Raw genomic sequence first — 20,161 nt, 5'->3', positions numbered from 1 at the left:
TAGCATTATTTCCGCTGATTGCCTAGCCGCTCAACCATTGGCGGTCTTTTGATGAACCGAATAGTTCTTCTGCGTTGGCACCTTATAGAGCTTGTAATAATCCTGAAACATTAACTTTGCAATATCATACGCCCAAGAAGACATCTTGCTGACGTTAGGCACCACGATGGCGATTGCCACTTGCGGATCGCTTGCTGGGGCATAACCGATGAAACTTTGGGTGATGGCTTCCACTTGCGTCGAGTTGGAATTTTCCGGATCGGTGCGTGTAAAGGTTTGCGCCGTCCCAGTTTTCCCAGCGACGCCAGGATTGAGACTTTGCAGCGCTGTCCCAGTGGCATAACCGCTGGTGCCATGAACCACTTGCCACATCCCCTGCTTAACCAAGTTGATTTGGTCCTGGTTGTTCTTGATTTTGGACAAAACCGTTGGGGTGGTGGTATTGATGATTGGCCCTGAACTGCCATCACTGAGGGTTTGACTCACGCTCTTCACAATATAAGGTTTCATGCGGTAGCCATTGTTGGCGATGGTGCTGACATATTGAATAGCTTGAATCAACGTGTAAGTATCCAAGTTACCATAAGACAAGTCCAGCGCCGAGCCAACGTTGAAACGGCCATCGGTGTATTCGGCCCCTTCCAAACCGGCAATTTCACCAGGCAAATCGATGCCAGTTTTCTGGCCGAGCCCGAATTGGTTAAAGTAACCACGCATCTTGGTGAAAATGTCCTTATTCATATACAAATGTGAATTGGCAACATAATCCGCGTGGCCTTCCAGCATGGCCAAGTGCATCATGTAGGTGTTTGAGGAAACTTCCAAGGCTTTCGTCGCGGTCAGACTGCTGAACTTGCCAATCCCGTAGTCAGACTTTTTAACTGGCGTATTCGGCAGATAAATCGCGGAGTCGCCAAGGGTATTATTATTCACGGTAATGACGCCATCTTGCAGCGCCCCTAGCACCATGGCAGGCTTGGCAATCGACCCCATGGCGAACGCGCGGTTCAAAACGCCCAAAGAATCATTGGTGACTTCATGCGTCTTGACGTTTTGATGCAACCCAGAAATAGCCAAAATCGCACCGGTTTTGGGATTCATTGCCACCGCATAGGCCCCATCGGAGACCCCAGTTTCGCCAGCAGACTTGGCCTGGTTGAAGACCTTCGTCACATCGTCATCCACCATTTTCTGGTAGGCGGAATCAATGGTCAGATTCAAGTTAGCGCCTTGTTGGCCCTGAAAATCGGTAGTTGAGCTGACAATGCTGTTGTCACGCCCGATTTCAACCTTGGTGCGACTCTTGGCGCCTTTGAGAATGCTTTCATATTCTTTTTCCAGATAGCTGGTGCCGACTCGGTCATTGCGGGCGTATCCGTTGGCGAGGTATTCATTCAAGGTTTCGGCTGGCAGCCCCGTTTTCTCCGAGGACACTGTGCCGATGATGCTCAGCATCGATTTGCCGTTCGGATAGGAACGTTCCCAGTCGGTGCCTAAACTGATGCCAGGCATTTTGGTGAGATGTTCACCGACTTCTGCCACTTCCTGCTCGCTGACGTTTTGGTCCTTGATGTAAACCGTCGTGAGTTGCGTGGCGCCGTTCATTTTTTTGTAAATCGCGGCGGCGTCTTTTTCTCGGTCAGAGTAATCAGGCAAGTGTTTCGTCACGTAACTCAATTGGGCTTGATACTGTTTGCTCGTGTCTGTCGTGGCTTGCATCTCCGCTGACAGCTTTTTCAGCACCGCATCAGAAGCGGTTTTATCCGCGAGATAATAGTCGGCATAATCGCGTTTGCGCATGCCATCAAGGGAAATCGTGACGTACTTGGACAGCTCGTCAGCGGTATCACGCATGGTTTGCGCCGAAACACCGACACTTTTGGTGTACACAATCGCATTGTTGGCAGAGTTAGCGACCAAAAGTCGGCCTTCACTGTCATAAATCTGCCCCCGCGGCACACTGCCGGTGACCGTCGCCTGATCCGTACTGTCAACATCCGCGCGGAACTTGGCGCCATTCATGATTTGCAGGTACGCTAACTGCGCCACCAGCGCCGCTAGCAGCAAAAACACGAAGAAAAATAACAAGTTCAGGCGAAACGGAATGTGCGAGCGCTCGCGCTTAGGCTTCGGCGTGCGAATGTATTTCAAACTTCTCGACTCCTTCTTCTATCCTCTGCAGTTTAGCAAAATCTAGGGCTAAACGCCATGCCTTACCGAATCATGTTATAGTAAAAGCAGTTGAACTGACGGGCTTAGCCCAAGATTTTACCGATTCCTAACCTTGCCTGCCGCCAGTTCAAATCGTGGTTCAGGAGGCCTTTATGCAAGAGAGCAAATGGCGCAAACGGCGGCCGTTAATTTTCGCCTTTTTGGTGCCAGTCGTCATCATGGCCGGTTATTTCATTGCGGTCAAAGTGTGGCCCTTTGGCAATAACTCGGTAATGACTGTCGACATGGGCCAACAATACATCGACTATTACAGCTACTATCGCCAAACGCTGCTCGGCCATCCTGGCCAATTTTTTTATGCTTTCAACAAAGATCTTGGCGGTGATGCGCTAGGGATTTGGGCTTACTACTTAATGAGTCCGTTCAACCTCGTCACTTTGGTGTTTCCGAAAACGATGCTGGATCTGGCCATCACAGTGATGACCCTGCTCAAATATGGCGCTGCTGGTCTGGCCATGGGTTGGTATGTGCAAAAGCAGCATGCCCGCGGCAGCTGGGTGGTGGGCTTTGGCACGGCTTATGCCTTGTGCGGCTGGATGGTCGCCAACCAGCTCAATCTCATGTGGTTGGATGCCGCCGTGTTCCTGCCACTGATTGCCCTAGGCTGTGATCGGCTGATTAAGCAACGGCGGCCGTTCATGATGCTCGGCTGGCTTCTGCTGGCCATGGTCAGCAACTACTACATGGCCTACATGCTGGTGCTGTTTTTGATTGCCTACTTCGGCTTTCGCCTGCTTGAAGTTCGACTGCCGTGGCGTCAGACTTGGCGCGCCGTCCGGCAGTTCGCCGCCAGTGGGCTGCTGGCGGCCGGGCTGGCGGCTTGGCTCTTGTTGCCCACGGCCTTTCAGCTGGCGCAAAGCAAAGGCACCTATACCGAAAACCAAATTCAATGGACCCATTTCGAGTCTAGCCCGCTGAAGCTGTTAGGCAAGTTTTTTGCTGGCGCCTATTCTTTCGGCCAAATGCCGAGCGGTGAGGCCAATATCTTTGTCGGCAGCATTGGCCTGATTGGCTTCATCTTATATTTCTGCACCAAGGAAATTCGCTGGCAAGAGCGACTGGCCGCCGGGCTGTATAGTGGCTTCCTCCTGCTTTCCATCACCTGGGCGCCGCTTGACCTGCTGTGGCATGGCATGCAGTTTCCGGTCTGGTATCCTTACCGCTTCTCGTTCGTCATTTGTTTTTGGCTGTTGATGCTCAGCCTGCGGGCCCTGCTGCGCCGGCCCAAAGGCATCACCATCACCCAGTTGCTGATAGCACTGGGCGTGATGACGGCGCTCACGCTAACCGTGTTCTTGCGGCGCGACCATTACAGCTATCTCACCACCGGCGCCATTGGCATCACCGCCGGCATGAGTGTGGCGGCGCTGATGCTCCTGAGCCTGCATGGCCCGAAGCGCCGAGCCTTCACCATTGCGATTGGCGTGTTAATGGTGGTGGATGCTGGGAGTAATGCGGTTTTGACCTTAAATCAACTAAGTGATATCAGCCATTCGGATTACCATACGTACACCGAAGCGCTTCGTGCGGGCGTCAACACCTTGCAAGCCAAAATCGGCAGTAACAGCCGCATTGGCAAAACTGTGCTCCGCAGCAAAAATGATTCGATGCAAATCGGCTATCTCGGCACTGATCAATTTTCTTCGATGCTGGAACCGGCGGAACCGCAATTTTATGGCGAACTCGGGCAAAGCGCCGGCGACAATTTTGTGGCCTACACCAACGGCACTGTGATTACGGACGCGTTGCTCAACATCAAAGGTTACCTGAGTCCGCGGCTGAGTGCCCCGACCAGCGTCTTCATGCCGCAAATCGCGGCGCGGCCGGATCTGCAGCGCTACGACCAGGTCGGCCACACCAAGGCCCTGAATGCCTACCGCAATCCTTATGCCTTGGCCCTCGGCTTTACCGCGAGCCAGAAAATTCTCACCACTAAGCTGCTGCCGCAAGCACCCACTGTCAACCAGGAGCGGATTTTGGGCGGCTTGACCGGCACCAGCACACCGGATCTGTTCAGCGTCGAGCCGCTGTCCGCGCCGCAAGTCAAGCACGGCACGCAAAGCGGCAGTGTCGTGTCTAAGACTGTCCTCACCAGCAATGAAGCCACCACTGTCACCTACACCTTCACCGCGGCGACCACCGATGCGTACTATCTTCAAATCGGCGCCAACTTCACCGACAACCTCACCAGCCTGACCCAAAACGGTCGTAGCGTCCCAATTTACGACACCTTCCGCGACCGCGAGTTGCTCAATGTCACGCCGAGCGCGCCAGGGGTCAAACAAACCCTCGTCTTCACGCTGAACAAAGACTCAGCGGATTTCGCCGATATCAAATTATTCCGGTTGGATTTAGCTGACACCTTGCTTCGCCTCAACACCCTGAAGGCCAACAACTGGCACCTCACCGCCCGTGGGAGTCGGTCTCTCGCCGCCACAGTCAATGCCAAGGCCAAACAAGTGGTGATGACCAGCATCCCTTATGCTGCCGGCTGGCACGTCAAGGTTGATGGCCAAACCGTCAAAACCCAAAAGGCACTTGGCTTCATGCTCGCCATTCCGGTGACCAAAGGTGTGCATCACCTCACCATGACCTATACGCCACCTTATTTCTGGTCTGGCGTGGTGGTGAGTCTGATTGCGCTTTTGCTCTGCGGCGTCTGGTGGTGGCTACTGCCACTGGGCCGGCATCACGCGTAAATCAAAAAAGCTTCGCCAGAAAAAATGGCGAAGCTTTTTTGGATTACCCAACTTGTTGCGGTTGTTTGGTTTCCACGTGATCTAACAGGTACGCGTTAAGGCAAATAAGTGCTATCGTGCCCAGGCCTAGGAGCACGAAGATGGGTAAAAACGCCTGCCCGATGCCAGCGGGAATCTGAACCGAGGTGCCCCAGTCAGCAGTACTGGTGCCAAAGGAAAAACTGAATTCAGGATGACGCCCATGGGCAGCCAGCCGCCACATCAAATCGAACAGCCCGCTTAACAACCATTCCAGCCCGACGAACAAGACGGCGTATAAGACCACTTTCACAACTTTCTGTCGTAAATCTGGTAAGTAGTCACTGATCATTTCGGTGAGCAAATGGACGGTCGAAATCATGGCCCCAAACCACAATTCTACCACCAGGGCTAAGGCGACCAGTACGAGGCCTCCTTGAATATTCGCTGCCCCCAAATCTGGGCCCCCAGGCACGACCGTCAACCAGGCGGCGGTAATCAGACCAGCCCCTAACCACAGCATGAGCTGCGTCAGCCAGGTCGCGAGCGTCCCTATCACCATGAGCTGCCAGCTTGGCAGCGGTAGGAGCCGCCACCAGTTACTGGTCCAAAGCTGCTCTTGCAACATCGCCAAGCGAACAAAGCCGGCGAATAGACCAAACACCATGGCACTCAGCGGCAGGCCGAAATAGTTGCCTTCATCGACCCAGCCCAGCGCATATGCGGCGGAGAGCCCGAGAATCAGGAGCACGTAGAGCCCCAGCCAACCGGCAATTTCTTTGAGCCGCAGCCCCAGAAGTTGCCCCAACACCTTGCTTGCTTTAGTCATCGTTTTCACCGCCTTCGTAGAATTGTTCAAAGTAAGATTCAATGCTTTGGCCACCTTCGCGAATTTCATCGGCGGCGGCATGGGCCACAATCGTTTGGTCTTTGATCACCACCACGGCGTCCAGCAGCTGGTCGATATCGGTGACATGATGGTCGGAAATCACCATCGTCGCCGCGTTTGGCAACCAGCGCACGATACTATTCAGCATCGCCTTACGGGTCATGACATCGATGCCGTCAAAGGGTTCATCCAGTAGGTACAACTGCGTGCGCCGGGCCATGGTGACTGCCAGCGCTAGTTTGCGCTGATTACCTTTGGACAGCCGGTTGAAGCGCTGCTTTTGCTGGAGGCCAAGCAGGTCCGCCAACTGCAAAAAATCCGCCATGCGAAAATCGGGATGCAATCGGGCCATTAATTCGGCAATTTGACCAACTTTCCACCGGGGCTCAATATCCGTCAGCTGGCCGGTGTAGCTGACGCTCGCTTTGCGCCGGGCCATGGCGGTTTGACCGTCGACCTGAATCTGGCCTTTAAATTGTACGGCGCTACCGGCAATCAGGCGCATCAAGGTCGTTTTACCGGCGCCATTTGCCCCAAGCAGGCCAATGATTTGGCCCGCTGGCAGCTGCAGTGACACGTCGGTCAGAATGGTTTTCCAATTGCGGCGATAGGTAAGATTTTCAATCGTTAAAACGTTACTCATGCGCTTCGCCTCCCTGCTGCGTTTGCACGTACTGCGCAAAGGCGGCGGTCATTTCCTCGGGACTGAGTTCAAGGGCCGCCAAATGGTCGTACAAGGCCTTAAATTCCCCTTCGATCATACTTTGTTTCATTTTCCCCAACACCTTCTGATCCGTGGTGACAAAATTCCCTTTCCCGCGTTCCGGCACCAGAATGCCAGCCTGAATCAGATTCGCCAGCGCCCGCTGAATCGTGTTCACATTCACCGTCAGCGTGATGGCAAGCTGTCTGACTGCCGGGACCTGAGCGCCTGGGCGCAAATGCCCAATGATGATTTCCCGATTGATGTATTGCTCAATTTGGTAATAAATCGGGGTCTTGGCGTCAAATTCCATTTTGTCCCTCCTCACTAGTGTACTATACATCTATTACACTATGACTATACTGCGAACCCATCCCGTGCGCAACCCTAAAAGCGTATGGAGGCAAAAAAAATAACCCGCATGCGGGTTGGCTCCCGCTCAGGCTTGCGGGGTGAAGTGATAGCTTGGTTCGTCGCGCCAGGCATCGTAGTCCACGGTGAGATCAAGATTGGCAAAAAACCAGTCATCGTTGGCATCAACGTAATACAACACGCCATCTTTTTTTGTGGCCAGCACTGGCGCGACGGCTTGGTCATCGCGGGTCATCCCCACCGAAAAACCATCATGGACATTGGTTTTGCCATAGACTTTGCCGAAAAAGCGGACACCCGCGCCGGCTTTCGGTAGTGCCAATTCCCGGCGGAACCAGGCGCTGGCCTGATCAGTAATGGTAATCATGACGGGTCCTCCTTGCTCACGAGGTGGTGTTTGAAGGCATAAATCGCCGCCTGCGTGCGGTCTTCAACTTCCAGCTTGGCCAGAATATTCGACACATGCGTCTTCACGGTTTTCAGGGTGATGAAGAGCTCATCGGCAATTTCCTGGTTGGACTTGCCTTGCGCAATCAGCATCAGCACTTCGCGTTCGCGGTTCGTGAGCTCATCAGCCAGCTCTGGCGTTTGCTTTTGGGTGAGGCGATTCATCATTTTGGTGGTCACCTGGGGATCCAGGGCCGAATCACCGGCCGCGGTTTTGCGAATCGCAGCGGCGATTTCATCGGCCGTAGCGGTTTTCAAAATATAGCTAGCCGCACCGGCTTCAATGGCGGGGTACACCTTCTCATCATCAATGAAACTGGTCAAAATGATGATGCGTGCTTCCGGCCAAGCTTTGAGAATCCGCTTGGTGGATTCAATGCCATCCATGTTCGGCATCACCAGGTCCATCAAAATGACATCTGGCCGCAAGGAGAGCGCCTTATCCAATCCCTGCTGGCCATCTTCGGCCTCACCGACCACTTCGATATCCGGTTGCACCCCAAGGTAGGTTGATACGCCTAAGCGCACCATTTCGTGATCATCGACAATCAATACTTTAATCATGAGCCTCTTCCTTTGAAATCGGCACGCGAATTTCAACGCTTGTGCCTTGATGAGGGAAACTGATGACCTTCGCGACCCCGCCGATGCTGCTTGCGCGTTCGGCAATGTTGGAAAGGCCATAGCTGCCAGTCGTATTTTCGGTTTTCGGATCAAAGCCAACGCCATCATCCACGACGCGCAGCACCACCGTGGTGGCCACCTGCTTCAGGTACACTTCCAGATGCTTGGCTTTGGCGTGACGCAGCGTGTTTGACAACAGTTCTTGCACAATGCGAAACAGATTATCTTCAATCGCTGGGGACAAGTGAATGTCTTCCAGATTCCAAGTAATCTCGATTTTGATTTTCGTTTGCAACTCCTGCAACAAACTGATGATACCATCTTTAAGCGACTTACCGGCTAAATTCGTCGGCCGCAGGTGCAATAATAGCGCCCGCATCTCTGACTGCGCCTCGTTGATCACACTTTCAATCGTGGTGATTTGTTTCAGCTCAGCGGCGTTGTTACCATTTTGGGCCACCACACTGCGCACTGCTGATAACATCATCATGGCGGCAAATAACTGCTGCGAAACCGAGTCATGCAACTCCCGCGCCAGCCGGTGGCGTTCTTCAGTCAAAATATCCTCTTTGGACTGACCGTCGAGCAAAACCGGCGTGTTGCTGTAGCGCTCAATTTCATGCTGTAAGCGTATCATTTTTTGGCGCAAGGCTTCAAGCGCCCCTGCCACATCTTGGCCTAACACTGCTTGAGCCTGATGCTGGCGCGCCAACACTGGTGCGTCGGTTTGTCCCGCCACCAGCTGCGTCAAACGGCGTGACAGTTGGGTGTGTTGCATGCGCACCATGGCCGCGGTCCAGCCGGTCACAATCAGCGCCAAAAGCACCGCCCCGGTGAGTAAGTAGGCAAGCAGGGGCATGGCATACGCCGGCGCCATCAGCTCGTCAAGAAAAGTCACGGCTTGAGCGGTACTGAGTAGAAACACCAGCCCCAGCTCCAACGCAAAGGTGGCCAGCAGCGTAATGGCAAACAACCAGATAATCTGGCGATTTTTCATACCGACAGCACCTCCAAATCACCAACAATCACGTTGGTCAGGATGTGCACGCGGCGCGCAGCGGTGTCGTAATCATCGCTGTAGTGCTTAACCGCCTGGTTGTGCAAGCTATGCTCGGTGCCGTTGATGGTCAAAGTGCCAGCCAAGGTCGCATGATCAACCATCACGCCAACGCCAACCGGAATCAGAATCCGGGTTTTACCCAGCCCTTTGCGCACGACAATGGTACTATCACCAGGCGGCAGCAAGGTATTGCCCAGGTCGATGATGGTGTCCCCGGCAATCAAGGTCATGTTGATATCGTCCCACTCGAAGGTTTGACCACCAATATGTTCATCGCCAAACCAAGCGTGATGCGTCGTGCAGCCAGCCTTGGGCGCTGGCGCCTTGGTCCGCACCGCCCAGTACTGCTTCTGGAGCCAAGGCAAGCGCCCGCCTTGCTTGCCTGACATGGCAAACAAGGCACCAATCAGCGCCACGAACAGAATGATCCAAATGGTGGGAATGAGGAAGACCCCAACCACCATCAAAATCGTCCCCAAGGTTAACCAAAAAGCGCGCCAGAAATGCCCCTTGATGCCCAGCAACAAGGCACACGCCCCTGTCAGCACCCCAATGAGGGACGCGGTGTTTTGAACGATTTGGTAACCCAACACCATCAGCAAGGCGATTTCGAGCACCCAGAACAATTGCCACCGTCGTTTCACTTGCATCCCTCCTTAGTCCTGTTTTCTTCAGTATACGCCAGCAGGTAGACTTTACTGTCCGCCCCGAGACGGATTTCCGTAAAAAAAAGCGCCGCAGCGCTTTTTGCTTAGCCTTCAACCTTAGTGATTTTAACCAGCATGTCCCCACCGGGGGTGCTGATGGTCACATGGTCGCCGACTTTCTTGCCGATCAAGCCAGTAGCAATTGGGCTTTCGTTGGAAATCTTGCCATTGAAGGCATCCGCTTCTGCAGCGCCGACGATTTCATAGGTTTCTTCTTCGTCATCGCCATCTTCAACGAAGCTGACTTTCTTGCCCAGCGACACTTCATCGGCCGGCACTTCGTTCGAGTCGATGATGTCCGCAAACCGCAGCATGGTTTGCACCTGAACAATGCGGCTTTCCAGCGTTGCCTGTTCATCCTTGGCGGCACTGTATTCGGAGTTTTCCGATAAGTCGCCAAAACCACGGGCAACTTTGATGCGATCAATCACCTTGGGCCGTTCTACCGTCTTCAGCCGTTCTAATTCGGCCTCCAACTTTTCTTTACCTTCTGCTGTCATTGGATATGTCTTGTCTGCCATGTTACATTCCTCAATTCTTTATTCTCTAGTGGAGATATTACCTTAATCTGAAGCTTTGTCAATTACTCTTGCAACCCGCGCGCCGCCAAAATCGACCGAATCTTGGTGGTAAGGAGATCGATGGCCACCTCGTTTTGGCCACCTTCGGGCACAATGATATCCGCGTAGCGCTTGGTCGGCTCGATGAACTGATGATACGACGGCTTCACGGTTTTGAGGTACTGCTGAATGATATCATCCAGCGACCGCCCGCGCTCCACCATATCCCGCTTAATTCGCCGAATGACACGGATATCATCATCGGTATCCACGTAAATCTTGATATCCATCAAATTGCGCAGTTCCTCATCCGCCAAAATCAGGATGCCTTCGACAATGATCACGTCTTTGGGGGTCATGTGGACCACTTCATCGGAGCGGTTATGATTTTTGTAATCATACACCGGGCGGTCAATCGCCTCACGGGCAATCAACTGCTTCAACTGGCGGTGGAGCAGCGGCGTATCAAAGGCCAGCGGATGGTCGTAGTTGATTAACCGCCGTTGTTCAAACGGCAGGTCACTTTTTTTATAATAAGCGTCCTGAGTCAGCAGGAGCAACGAGTGCCCGGAGAATTGATCGAAAATCGCGCGGGACACTGACGTTTTGCCGCTGGCGGAGCCGCCAGTGACGCCGATGACGATTGGTTTGGGTAACGTCACAGTTTTGCCTTCCCTCATTGCTGATTGTCAGCCGCAAACTTCGCGGTATTGATATTATGTTGCGCCAGCGTGTGAGCATAGAGGATTTCGCCAGTCTTCAAGTTCGCCACGAAGTACAGGTAATCATCACTGCGATCAATCGGATTCAGGACCGCTTTAATGGCCGCTTCACTTGGCGAATTGAATGGGCCTGGCCCATAACCGGTATTGCGATACAGGTTATACGGCGAATCGACACTGGTGTCTTTGTTGGTCAGATGGGTCTTGTGCGTATCCAAAGCGTACATCACCGAAATATCAGATTGCAGCGGCATCCCCGCCGCCAACCGGTTGAAGAAGACGCCAGCGATTTTGCCGCGGTCCGTGTCCGTTACCCCTTCACGCTCGACCAAACTGGCCAGCGTCAGGACTTCTTGCACCGTTAAGCCTTGCTTTTGAATGTTAGTTTGATAAGGCGCAATCACGGCGTTTGCTTTCGCCACCATTTGAGCAATTAACTGTTCCGCCGAGGAGTTCGCGGTGACGGTATACGTCGCCGGGAACAAGTAGCCTTCCAGCCGGTAGCGGACATTCGTCGCCTTCGCCGCACTGCCCAGCAGCTGAGGGTATTGCTTGGCCAAGCGTTTGAAAAAGGCCTGATCCTTCAGCGCCGCCAGGAACTGCTTACGGCTGAGTTTCGCATCTTTCTTGTGCAGCTTTTGCACTTCCGTGGCGATGGTTTCGGCATCCACCCCTTCTTTGACCAAAACCGTACCAATGCCGGTATCGCTGCCGCCCCCGCGAAGGTTCGTCAGCATGCTGGCCATGGTTTCAGCTTTCGTGAAGCGGTAGTCCCCCGCCTGATAGCTGGGGACATTTTGGAATTTCACGTAGACTTTGAAGACTAAGGCGCTTTTGATCAAGCCCTTGGCCGCCAGGGTCTGGCCGATTTGATCAGTGCTGGCCCCTTGCGGTACATGAACGGCGATGCTTTTTTTGGCATTGGCATCAACTGGCTGCAAGGCATCATGCACATATAACCCGCCCATCAGTCCGGCAATCACCAACAGGGCCAAAACAATGCCCATCACCCATTTCACCACATGTTTGGACGCGCCTTCGACCATCTGATCGCGGCGGCGCCTGCTTGAACTCGGCTGCTTCACTTGCGTTCCTCCTCAAAAACGGCCAGTCAACTGGCCGTTTTTACTACGGGCTAAACCCCGCTCAAAATCCTGCCATGATTATACAAAAGCCTGCCGCAAATTGCGACAGGTTTAGGGGAACAGTTACCGAGTCTTAACGAATTTGCGCACCGACTTGCGTTTCCAAGGCCGCCACAATCTTGGCAAAAGCGTTGTTGACCTCGTCTTCGGTCAGGGTCTGATCATCCCGGCGATACGTCAAGGTGTAGGCTAAACTCTTTTGCCCAGGGGCGACTTTGACGCCACTATAGACATCGAATAACCGCGTATCACGCAAGAACTTGCCACCATTGGCCGCAATAATGGCTTCAATTTCGGCATTGGCCACTGACGTTGCGACTTGCACCGCAATGTCGCGCGTGACACTTGGGAACTTCGGCGCTGGCGTCGCTGTCATCTCAGAGCGATCGGCAAGCATCAAGGCTTCTAGATTCAATTCGAAAATGTAGGTTTCCGGAATGCTTTGGTCCTGCTCATACCGTGGGTGCACGCGGCCAATCAAGCCGACCACTTCATCGCCGAGCATAATTTGCGCGCTTTGACCTGGATGCAGGTCTGGCCGCTTAGTCGGTACGTACTGCACCGGCTGCTCCAAGCGGAAGTCTGCCAGCAGGGTTTCGACAATCCCTTTAACATAGTAGAAATCCACGGGCTTGGCGGCTTGATGCCAGCTCTTTTGAATCACATTGCCGGTTAAAGCGCCGGCGATGTATTCTTTTTCGGCAGGCTGCGTGTGGCCAGCGCTGCGCGGGAAGATTCGGCCTTGCTCATACAAAGCAAGATCCGTTTGCTTGCGCGCGACATTGTAGGCCACCGCGTCCACCAACCCGGACACTAAGTTGCGACGCAGCGTTTCGTGATCTGCCGTCATCGCCCAAGCGACATGGGTTTCCTCACTTGGCTCCAGCTGAAAGGCGTTCGCTTTAGCGGCGGTGGTCAGACTGTACGAGATGATCTGCGTCAGCCCAAGGCCTTCTAACAGCTTGCGGCTGCGCTTGCGGCGCGCCTGCATCGGGGTGAACTCCCCGACCGTCATCGTGGTGGTCGGCAAGGTGCTAGGCAGGTTGTCATAGCCATACAGCCGGGCGATTTCTTCAATCAAATCGGCTTCAATGTGGATGTCCCAGCGCCGCGTCGGCACGGAAACGGCGAACAACCCGTCAGCGACGGTCACTCCGAAGCCCAACCGATCCAGCAAGGCCGTCACCGTGGCTTCATCCAGCTGGGTGCCGAGCACATGGTTGATGCGATCCAAAGAAATATCAACTTCTTCCGGATCAGCTGGGACTTGGCTGGCAGAAAGGGTGCCAGTCGCGACCTCGCCGTCGCCGAGTTCCGCCATTAACCGGGCGGCTTCATCAAGCGCGAGGTTGATACTGCCAACATCCACGCCTTTTTCAAAGCGGGCAGAGGCTTGGGAGCGCAAGTTGTAGCGCAAAGCGGTTTTGCGAATCGGGGTCGGTGCAAACATGGCGGATTCAATCACCACGGTTTGGGTCTTGGCGGTGATTTCGGAATCAAGCCCGCCCATCACCCCGGCTAAAGCGACTGGTTTTTCGCCGTTGGTGATGACAATGTCCTCGGTGGTCAACTCATGCTCGTTGCCATCCAAAGTCGTCAACGGTTCCCCGGCATGGGCACGGCGCACGAGGATTTCCTTGCTGCCAAGCTGCGCATAATCGAAGGCGTGCAGTGGCTGGCCGTAGCCGAGCATGATCAAGTTGGTCACATCGACAATGTTATTGATGGGCCGCACCCCGGCATTCCAGAGCCGGCGCTGCAGCCACAGCGGACTGTCTTTGATGGTGATGTTGTCCACCACCCGCATTTGGTAAGCCGGCGCATCATTGGTGTCTGCCACCTTTGCGCTCAGATAGTCGGCAATCGGTTTGCCGGTTTCCACCACGGGTTGGTCGTTGAAGTGCGGCTTGTTGCCATAAGTGGCCCCGACCTCCCAGGCGACCCCACGCATGCCCAAGGCATCGGCGCGGTTTGGGGTGATTTCAAAATCGAGCACGGCATCTTCCATGCCCAGCGCCGCCAAGGCATCGCTACCGGGTTTGAGTGCTTCATCAAAGACATAAATGCCATCGTCATAAGCTTTCGGTGCTAAGTCGTTGCTAAAGCCGAGTTCTTGCAGTGCACACAGCATGCCGTCTGAGACCACCCCGCGCATTTTACCGCGCTTGATTTTGACATTATCGCCAATCCGGGCGCCAGGCAGGGCCACAATGACCGTTTGGCCCGCGGCCACATTCGGCGCACCGCAGACGATTTGGCGTAATTCATCCTCACCGGTATCAACCATGGTGATGCGCAGGTGATCCGCATCCGGATGCGGCTTAACGGATTCAACATGGCCAATCACGATTTTTTTCAGCCCGTCGCCGAGGCGATGGACGGAATCGACTTCAATCCCAGTGCGTGACACTTTGTCCATCAGTTCCTCAGGCGAAACTGGCACGTCAACTAATTCTTTTAACCAATCGTATGAAACGTCCATGTTAACCTTCCTCCTTGAACTGCGTCAAAAAGCGCAAGTCGCCTTGGTAGAAGCTGCGAATATCGTCAATCCCATACTTCAGCATGGCAAAACGATCCGGCCCCAGCCCAAAGGCAAAGCCGCCGTAGACATCGGCATCCACCCCAGCATTGGTCAGCACATTCGGGTGAACCATGCCGGCGCCTAAAACTTCAATCCAACCGGAATACTTGCAAATCGCGCAGCCCTTGCCGTTGCAACGGAAGCAGGACACATCGACTTCCACACTAGGTTCGGTGAACGGGAAGTAACTTGGCCGTAGCCGAATTTTGCGATCAGCGCCGAAAACATGCTGCGCCAGCGTCAGCAGCGTCCCTTTCAGGTCGGCCATGGTGATGTGCTTATCGATCACCAAGCCTTCCACCTGGTGGAACTGGTGGCTGTGGGTAGCATCATCGGTATCGCGGCGGTAAACGCGCCCAGGGCTAATCATTTTGAGCGGCCCTTTGCTGAAGTCGTGGACTTCCAGCGTCCGCGCTTGCACCGGACTGGTTTGCGACCGCATCAGCAGCTGATCGTCAATGTAGAAGGTATCTTGCATGTCGCGCGCTGGGTGATTCTTAGGGATGTTGAGCATCTCGAAGTTATAGTGATCTTCTTCGACTTCTGGGCCGTCCACCACTTGGTAGCCCTGGCCGATAAAGAATTCTTCGATGTCATCCATGATTTGATCCAGAATGTGCGGTGTGCCTTCCTGCATCTGGTCGCCAGGCAGCGTCACGTCGATGGTTTCGGATTCAAGCTTGGCATCGATGGCCGCTTGCTCTAGCGCCTCCCGCCGCGTCTGCAGGTTAGCTTGTAAATCGGCCTTGATCTGATTGGCAAACGCGCCGACTTTTGGCCGCTCGTCTTGATCAAGATTCTTCAGCCCGCGCAACACTTCAGTAATGGGGCTCTTTTTCCCTAACAAATTGACGCGAATCTGGTTCAGCGCATCAAGGTCTGTCGTTTCCTTGATGCGTTTTTGGTTCTCTTCACGCAGCTGTTCCAAGCGCGTTTTAAGATCCATGCTCATGCAAATTGCCTCCCTTTTTTCCATACAAAAACGCCTCGTCCTAGAAGGGACGAAGCGTCGCGGTGCCACCCTTGTTCACGCCAAATACACGTGCACTCAACTTCATAACGGCAAGGCCGGAGCAGTCTTTCGACTGTCTACTCCAAAAGTGAAAACGAATCATAAACCGTCGTGGTGTCTTCCAGTCATCGAACACCTTCCCTGTACTGGGCCGCCGATTCGCGCTTTTTTCGTTGTATTTACAGAATATCTCAATGACCCTAGTGTACCAAAAAAGCGCGATTCGTCAAGGTGACGCCGCGCAAAGTCAATTATTTACCGCACTCAGCATCGCTGAGCCAAGTATCGCCCCAGGTGTGCGCTGCGGCCATGACTGGCTGCAGGGCTGCCCCTTTAGCGGTCAAAGCATATTCGATCAAGCTGGATTCGGCGTGCGTCAGCCGATCGACCAAGCCCGCTGCTTCCAGTTCTTTCAGGCGCTCAACCAACACCCGGTCAGAGCACTTGCTAACGGCACCGGCAATATCTTTGAACCGGGAAGGGCCGTTTTGCAGCAGTGTCTCCAAAATCATGCCATTCCATTTCTTACCAAGGATCACAAAAGTTTGTGTGAACTTCGGACACAGGGTCAAAGCATCTGCGGTCCGTTCCTTAAGGATGACCTGTTCCATCTTTTTCACCTCATTGAATTATTCGCTTACAATTTGATAGTAGTTATTATACCCCATCAGCGCGGAAATACAAGGGGCGAGTTAAAAGCGGGCTTGGCAATGATTTTGGCCCGTGTGATCACCACGATTTCAGCAAGTTTCGCTCCCGAGTGGCCAACGCCGGAGTGGTTCGTTACGCATCAGACCTCGGCGCCAAAACCAGCGGCAATGGCTAATATCACCACTATTTCAGCAGAGTTACGCTCCAGGCGGCCAACGCCGGAGTGGTTTGCTACGCATCAGGCCTCGGCGCAAAACCCTGCGCCAATGCCTGATGCTAGGCAACCCATCCGGCTAAGTGCGGCGGTCTTCGCAGTCTCAAAAAAGCCTGGCACTGGGCCAGGCTTCTATCCAACATGCTCATGTTCTAAGCGGCGATGCGGGTGCCGCAACTTGTGCAGCATCGGTAAGAAGTACTCATCCACCGCTGCGTAGTCATCGACCAAAGACACCACCCAGGTTTCGCGGTACTTTGGCACACCCAGGGTTGCGCCCCACATGTGCTTGATGATGATGTCCTTTTCCATATCGGACAGGTCGGTGATTTTTTCAGCGTTACGCAAGGCAATGCGCGGATGCACATACGCGTGCGTGCCCAAGCTAAACTTGGTCACCCGCCAGTCGTAATAGAACAAGTCATGCAAAAGACCTGCTCGCGCTAAGGCGCGGGTGTTCAAATGCCATTTCTTACCCAGCAAGTAGCTCCGGTAAGAAACGCTCAAGCTGTGGTCCAGCCGGGTCGAATGATGATGTTGCGTGTAATCAGCCAGTTTTTGCACGGCTGGTTGGGCTAAAAGATCACCCACGTAACTCATGTATTCGGCATCAGCGGCCCAATTAAGCTTATCGCTCATTCAACTGCCCCTTTTCGTGACGCTGTGTTTCGCGGCCAGGTTTTCTGCCGCGGGTTGTCCAACACACCTCTAGTATAACAGGTTTCTAGGCGCTGGTGCAGCCGTTAAGGGATCCTTAAGCAGTTAAATGAAACATAATGACAGCGCCTGCAATGGCGACGTTCAAGGATTCAGCTCTGCCCTTAATGGGAATGTACAAGTTGGCATCGGTTGCGTTCAATAACTCTTTGGCCATGCCATTGCCTTCATTGCCGACAATCAAAGCGAACTGGTCGCTAGGCGCAACCTCACGATAAGGTTTGGCAGCGGCATTGAGCTCAGAGCCATAGACCGGAATGCCGGCCTGCTGCAGCTTTTTGACCAGCGTTGGCAGCGGCGTCGCTACGATTTTGACGTGGAACTGGCTGCCTTGCATCGCGCGCAGCACTTTCGGATTGTGCGCATCGGCGGTACCGCCGCCAAACACAACCGTCTTGATGCCAGCCGCATCAGCGGTCCGCACCAAGGTCCCGACATTACCGGGATCTTGAACCTGGTCCAGCAGCAGGTATTGACCAGCCAGCGGCGCGTCTAGCTTCTCCGCTGCCAGCGGCAAAATAGCAAAGATACCTTGCGGGGTTTCAGTCTCTGCCAGGTGCTTGGCCACATCTTCACTGATTTCGGTGGTGATTTCGTAAAGGGGCTTCAGCAACCGTTCTGCCAAGTATTTGTTGGTGGCGTAGATTCGCTTGGGCGTGATGCCTGCATTGATGGCCTCTTCAACCAAATGCCACCCTTCCAGCAGGTAGGCGCCTGCTTGTTTTTGATATTTTTTGACGGTCAGTTTCTTGGCCGCTTTGATATGCTCGTTTTTTGCAGAAGAAATGTATTCCATATTCCGCCTCCTCAGGCTTAAGTCTAACATATATCCTCGGGCAATTATGCTAAACTAGACAGTATATTGCGCAGGTTCAAGCCTGCCCCACCCTCATGTTAGGAGGCACAGCAGATGGAAAAAATCGGCAAAGCAATTACAGTGACCGGCCGCGTGCAAGGCGTTGGCTTTCGCTGGATGACCCAGCTCGTGGCCCAACAATTGCACATCTTCGGTAAAGTGGAAAACAATGCAGACGGATCCGTTTACATTGAAGCGGTCGGGACCCCAGAGAATATGGCCAAGTTCACCGCCGCGGTGAAAGCCAGCCCGACCCCGAGCGGCAAGGTTACGCATTATGAGGAACAACTGCTTGATCCGGTGCCTTTATATGACAGGTTCCGCGTTACTGGTTGAAAGCGGCCGCACCATCAAGTATCATGTTCCACAGACTAATAGAATATTTATGAAGGGAATCAATTCAATGTCTAAATTTAAACGGGGGCTGACGCTTGGCGGCATCGGCGTCATGACTGTACTACTGAGTGCCTGCAAACGCGCAGCCACCACTCAACTTAAGCCACCGACCGGCTTTTTCGGGATGTTCTATGACTTCATTGGTAAGCCACTGCAAAACTTGATGGGCTGGATCGCCAACGACCTGCTCAAAGGCTCCGCCAGCGGTTACGGGATCGCCATTGTGCTCATCACCTTAGTGGTTCGGCTGGTGCTTTTGCCGTTAATGCTGAATCAGCAAAAGAACATGACCGCTTCCCAGGAAAAACAGCGCGTCCTGAAGCCGCAGCTTGACCTGATTCAAAAGCAAATGAAGAAGCCTGGTATCACGCAGGAAGAACAGGTCAAGTTAAACGGCTTAATGCAAGACGTTTACCGCAAAAATGGCACCAGCATGATTCCTTCGATGGGCTGCTTGACCATGCTGATCCAGCTGCCAATTTTCTCGGGCTTATATCAGGCCGTCGCCTACTCTCCAGAAATTTCCAGCAGTAAATTCTTCGGCATTGCTTTGGGGCAGTCAAGCATGGTCATCACCATCATCGCGACCTTGCTGTATGTTGCCCAGTCCTTCATCATGCTTCAGATGTATCCACCGGAACAACGCAAGCAAATGCAAACGATGTCGATGATGAGCCCACTGATGACCTTCTTCTTCTGTATGATGTATAACGCCGGTTTGGGGCTTTACTTCCTGGCTGGCGGGGTCATTGTCCTCGTGCAGCAAGTCATCGTCACCTACGTCATCACCCCTGGTATTCGCAAGCGCATGGATGCAGAGCTCGCCGAGAACCCACCGGTGATCGTGGTGGATGAACACACATTCGATGCCCAGCCTGCTGCCACTCCGGTCGAAGCCACTTACGACACTGACGCCGCCGCGGCCGATGATGCCACACCGCGTTCGCACCATGGCCGCAACGCAGGCAAGCAGCACCGCCGTTAATGTCAAACGCAAAGAAGATGTCACTTCACATTGAAGTGGCATCTTCTTTTGGCCAAAAACAGGGCGGAGACCATGTCTCCGCCCTGTTCGTCTACTTAGCTTTTGGTTCACGTTGATCGGTTTGGATGACCTCCACGCTGACGCGCCGCATGATACGCAGGAGTTCTTTGACATCATGCTCACCGATAATATCCACCCAGCCATAGAAGCGCTTGTGAATCGCTTCGTTGATTTGGCCGGTGATTTCAGTGCCTTCCGGCGTGAGACTCAGATACAAGCGGCGCCGGTCTCCTTCATCGCGCGTTTGCACGATGTAATGGTGATCCAGCATCGTTTTGATTTGGCGGGAAATCGCCGCGCGCGTGACCCCGCGATGCTTGGCCACATCCGAGATAGCCAACCGATGACCAGCGTGCAAATCACGCATGATCAAAAATTGTTCAAATGACAGGTGAAACTTCACCGTGGGGACGGACACCAGCTCACTGACATACTTAAAACTGGTCAGATACACCTCAATGTATTCATCCAATAACGTTTGCGTTGCCATGTGCCGTCCTCCTTTTGC

20 protein-coding genes are annotated in these 20,161 nt (G+C 53.6%); 3 read left to right on the top strand and 17 right to left on the bottom strand.

The window, feature by feature from the left end:
• Positions 1-30: 30 nt before the first annotated feature.
• A complete protein-coding gene (locus EKM90_RS02875) occupies positions 31-2,151 on the bottom strand; it encodes a peptidoglycan D,D-transpeptidase FtsI family protein (protein WP_125579557.1) in 2,121 nt (706 codons plus the stop codon).
• 173 nt (positions 2,152-2,324) lie between these two features.
• Between EKM90_RS02875 and EKM90_RS02870 the strand changes: the two genes are divergently transcribed.
• The gene (locus EKM90_RS02870; RefSeq protein ID WP_125579556.1) at positions 2,325-4,931 is read left to right on the top strand and encodes a YfhO family protein; all 2,607 of its coding nucleotides are present in this window, start codon (positions 2,325-2,327) and stop codon (positions 4,929-4,931) included.
• Positions 4,932-4,974: 43 nt separating this feature from the next.
• On the opposite strand, the gene EKM90_RS02865 is transcribed toward EKM90_RS02870, so the two are convergent.
• The 15 genes from EKM90_RS02865 to EKM90_RS02795 all read right to left on the bottom strand — a co-directional run bounded on the left by EKM90_RS02865 (position 4,975) and on the right by EKM90_RS02795 (position 18,152).
• The gene (locus EKM90_RS02865) at positions 4,975-5,778 is read right to left on the bottom strand and encodes a hypothetical protein (RefSeq protein WP_125579555.1); all 804 of its coding nucleotides are present in this window, start codon (positions 5,776-5,778) and stop codon (positions 4,975-4,977) included.
• Positions 5,771-6,481, bottom strand: a complete 711-nt coding sequence (locus EKM90_RS02860; protein WP_125579554.1) for an ATP-binding cassette domain-containing protein — start codon at positions 6,479-6,481, stop codon at positions 5,771-5,773. Before EKM90_RS02860 ends, EKM90_RS02865 begins: the two co-directional genes overlap by 8 nt.
• Positions 6,474-6,854, bottom strand: coding sequence for a GntR family transcriptional regulator (locus tag EKM90_RS02855; protein WP_125579553.1), 381 nt, complete (start codon positions 6,852-6,854; stop codon positions 6,474-6,476). Before EKM90_RS02855 ends, EKM90_RS02860 begins: the two co-directional genes overlap by 8 nt.
• 126 nt (positions 6,855-6,980) lie before the next feature.
• A complete protein-coding gene (locus EKM90_RS02850) occupies positions 6,981-7,280 on the bottom strand; it encodes a HesB/YadR/YfhF family protein (protein WP_125579552.1) in 300 nt (99 codons plus the stop codon).
• On the bottom strand, positions 7,277-7,924 hold the full coding sequence (locus tag EKM90_RS02845) for a response regulator (protein WP_125579551.1): 648 nt from the start codon (positions 7,922-7,924) through the stop codon (positions 7,277-7,279). The genes EKM90_RS02850 and EKM90_RS02845 overlap by 4 nt, the downstream gene beginning before the upstream one ends.
• Positions 7,917-8,981 (bottom strand): sensor histidine kinase, encoded by a 1,065-nt coding sequence (locus tag EKM90_RS02840; RefSeq protein ID WP_125579550.1) that lies wholly within the window; start codon positions 8,979-8,981, stop codon positions 7,917-7,919. Before EKM90_RS02840 ends, EKM90_RS02845 begins: the two co-directional genes overlap by 8 nt.
• A complete protein-coding gene (gene liaF / locus EKM90_RS02835; protein ID WP_225422695.1) occupies positions 8,978-9,688 on the bottom strand; it encodes a cell wall-active antibiotics response protein LiaF in 711 nt (236 codons plus the stop codon). The genes EKM90_RS02840 and liaF overlap by 4 nt, the downstream gene beginning before the upstream one ends.
• A gap of 107 nt (positions 9,689-9,795) precedes the next feature.
• Positions 9,796-10,272 (bottom strand): transcription elongation factor GreA, encoded by a 477-nt coding sequence (gene greA / locus EKM90_RS02830; protein ID WP_125579548.1) that lies wholly within the window; start codon positions 10,270-10,272, stop codon positions 9,796-9,798.
• A gap of 62 nt (positions 10,273-10,334) precedes the next feature.
• Positions 10,335-10,973, bottom strand: a complete 639-nt coding sequence (gene udk / locus EKM90_RS02825; protein WP_125579547.1) for a uridine kinase — start codon at positions 10,971-10,973, stop codon at positions 10,335-10,337.
• Positions 10,974-10,987: 14 nt separating this feature from the next.
• A complete protein-coding gene (gene mltG / locus EKM90_RS02820; protein WP_125579672.1) occupies positions 10,988-12,079 on the bottom strand; it encodes an endolytic transglycosylase MltG in 1,092 nt (363 codons plus the stop codon).
• A gap of 172 nt (positions 12,080-12,251) precedes the next feature.
• Positions 12,252-14,660 (bottom strand): phenylalanine--tRNA ligase subunit beta, encoded by a 2,409-nt coding sequence (gene pheT / locus EKM90_RS02815; protein ID WP_125579546.1) that lies wholly within the window; start codon positions 14,658-14,660, stop codon positions 12,252-12,254.
• 1 nt (position 14,661) lies between these two features.
• Positions 14,662-15,708: a phenylalanine--tRNA ligase subunit alpha gene (pheS, locus tag EKM90_RS02810; RefSeq protein WP_125579670.1), complete on the bottom strand. Its 1,047-nt coding sequence runs from the start codon at positions 15,706-15,708 to the stop codon at positions 14,662-14,664.
• Positions 15,709-16,025: 317 nt separating this feature from the next.
• Complete coding sequence (locus EKM90_RS02805) at positions 16,026-16,385, bottom strand: winged helix-turn-helix transcriptional regulator (protein ID WP_125579545.1); 360 nt, start codon at positions 16,383-16,385, stop codon at positions 16,026-16,028.
• 386 nt (positions 16,386-16,771) lie between these two features.
• On the bottom strand, positions 16,772-17,278 hold the full coding sequence (locus tag EKM90_RS02800; RefSeq protein WP_125579544.1) for an HD domain-containing protein: 507 nt from the start codon (positions 17,276-17,278) through the stop codon (positions 16,772-16,774).
• 115 nt (positions 17,279-17,393) lie between these two features.
• On the bottom strand, positions 17,394-18,152 hold the full coding sequence (locus EKM90_RS02795; RefSeq protein ID WP_125579543.1) for a TrmH family RNA methyltransferase: 759 nt from the start codon (positions 18,150-18,152) through the stop codon (positions 17,394-17,396).
• A 114-nt stretch (positions 18,153-18,266) separates the two neighbouring features.
• Between EKM90_RS02795 and EKM90_RS02790 the strand changes: the two genes are divergently transcribed.
• Complete coding sequence (locus EKM90_RS02790; RefSeq protein WP_125579542.1) at positions 18,267-18,548, top strand: acylphosphatase; 282 nt, start codon at positions 18,267-18,269, stop codon at positions 18,546-18,548.
• Positions 18,549-18,615: 67 nt separating this feature from the next.
• The gene (gene yidC / locus EKM90_RS02785) at positions 18,616-19,593 is read left to right on the top strand and encodes a membrane protein insertase YidC (protein WP_125579541.1); all 978 of its coding nucleotides are present in this window, start codon (positions 18,616-18,618) and stop codon (positions 19,591-19,593) included.
• Between the two features lie 91 nt (positions 19,594-19,684).
• Here yidC and EKM90_RS02780 read toward each other — a convergent pair whose 3' ends face one another.
• Positions 19,685-20,143, bottom strand: coding sequence for a MarR family winged helix-turn-helix transcriptional regulator (locus EKM90_RS02780; RefSeq protein ID WP_125579540.1), 459 nt, complete (start codon positions 20,141-20,143; stop codon positions 19,685-19,687).
• Positions 20,144-20,161 lie beyond the last annotated feature (18 nt).

This window comes from Lacticaseibacillus suibinensis, assembly GCF_003946175.1.
Taxonomy (GTDB): domain Bacteria; phylum Bacillota; class Bacilli; order Lactobacillales; family Lactobacillaceae; genus Lacticaseibacillus; species Lacticaseibacillus suibinensis.
This window is presented reverse-complemented; position numbering and strand designations above follow the sequence as displayed.

Excerpts from the sequence above, each read along its gene's own strand:
- EKM90_RS02870 (WP_125579556.1), top strand. The coding sequence starts at position 2,325 with ATGCAAGAGAGCAAATGGCGCAAACGGCGGCCGTTAATTTTCGCCTTT.
- EKM90_RS02865 (WP_125579555.1), bottom strand. The coding sequence starts at position 5,778 with ATGACTAAAGCAAGCAAGGTGTTGGGGCAACTTCTGGGGCTGCGGCTC.
- EKM90_RS02860 (WP_125579554.1), bottom strand. The coding sequence starts at position 6,481 with ATGAGTAACGTTTTAACGATTGAAAATCTTACCTATCGCCGCAATTGG.
- EKM90_RS02855 (WP_125579553.1), bottom strand. The coding sequence starts at position 6,854 with ATGGAATTTGACGCCAAGACCCCGATTTATTACCAAATTGAGCAATAC.
- EKM90_RS02850 (WP_125579552.1), bottom strand. The coding sequence starts at position 7,280 with ATGATTACCATTACTGATCAGGCCAGCGCCTGGTTCCGCCGGGAATTG.
- EKM90_RS02845 (WP_125579551.1), bottom strand. The coding sequence starts at position 7,924 with ATGATTAAAGTATTGATTGTCGATGATCACGAAATGGTGCGCTTAGGC.
- EKM90_RS02840 (WP_125579550.1), bottom strand. The coding sequence starts at position 8,981 with ATGAAAAATCGCCAGATTATCTGGTTGTTTGCCATTACGCTGCTGGCC.
- greA (WP_125579548.1), bottom strand. The coding sequence starts at position 10,272 with ATGGCAGACAAGACATATCCAATGACAGCAGAAGGTAAAGAAAAGTTG.
- mltG (WP_125579672.1), bottom strand. The coding sequence starts at position 12,079 with ATGGTCGAAGGCGCGTCCAAACATGTGGTGAAATGGGTGATGGGCATT.
- pheT (WP_125579546.1), bottom strand. The coding sequence starts at position 14,660 with ATGGACGTTTCATACGATTGGTTAAAAGAATTAGTTGACGTGCCAGTT.
- pheS (WP_125579670.1), bottom strand. The coding sequence starts at position 15,708 with ATGGATCTTAAAACGCGCTTGGAACAGCTGCGTGAAGAGAACCAAAAA.
- EKM90_RS02805 (WP_125579545.1), bottom strand. The coding sequence starts at position 16,385 with ATGGAACAGGTCATCCTTAAGGAACGGACCGCAGATGCTTTGACCCTG.
- EKM90_RS02800 (WP_125579544.1), bottom strand. The coding sequence starts at position 17,278 with ATGAGCGATAAGCTTAATTGGGCCGCTGATGCCGAATACATGAGTTAC.
- EKM90_RS02795 (WP_125579543.1), bottom strand. The coding sequence starts at position 18,152 with ATGGAATACATTTCTTCTGCAAAAAACGAGCATATCAAAGCGGCCAAG.
- EKM90_RS02790 (WP_125579542.1), top strand. The coding sequence starts at position 18,267 with ATGGAAAAAATCGGCAAAGCAATTACAGTGACCGGCCGCGTGCAAGGC.
- yidC (WP_125579541.1), top strand. The coding sequence starts at position 18,616 with ATGTCTAAATTTAAACGGGGGCTGACGCTTGGCGGCATCGGCGTCATG.
- EKM90_RS02780 (WP_125579540.1), bottom strand. The coding sequence starts at position 20,143 with ATGGCAACGCAAACGTTATTGGATGAATACATTGAGGTGTATCTGACC.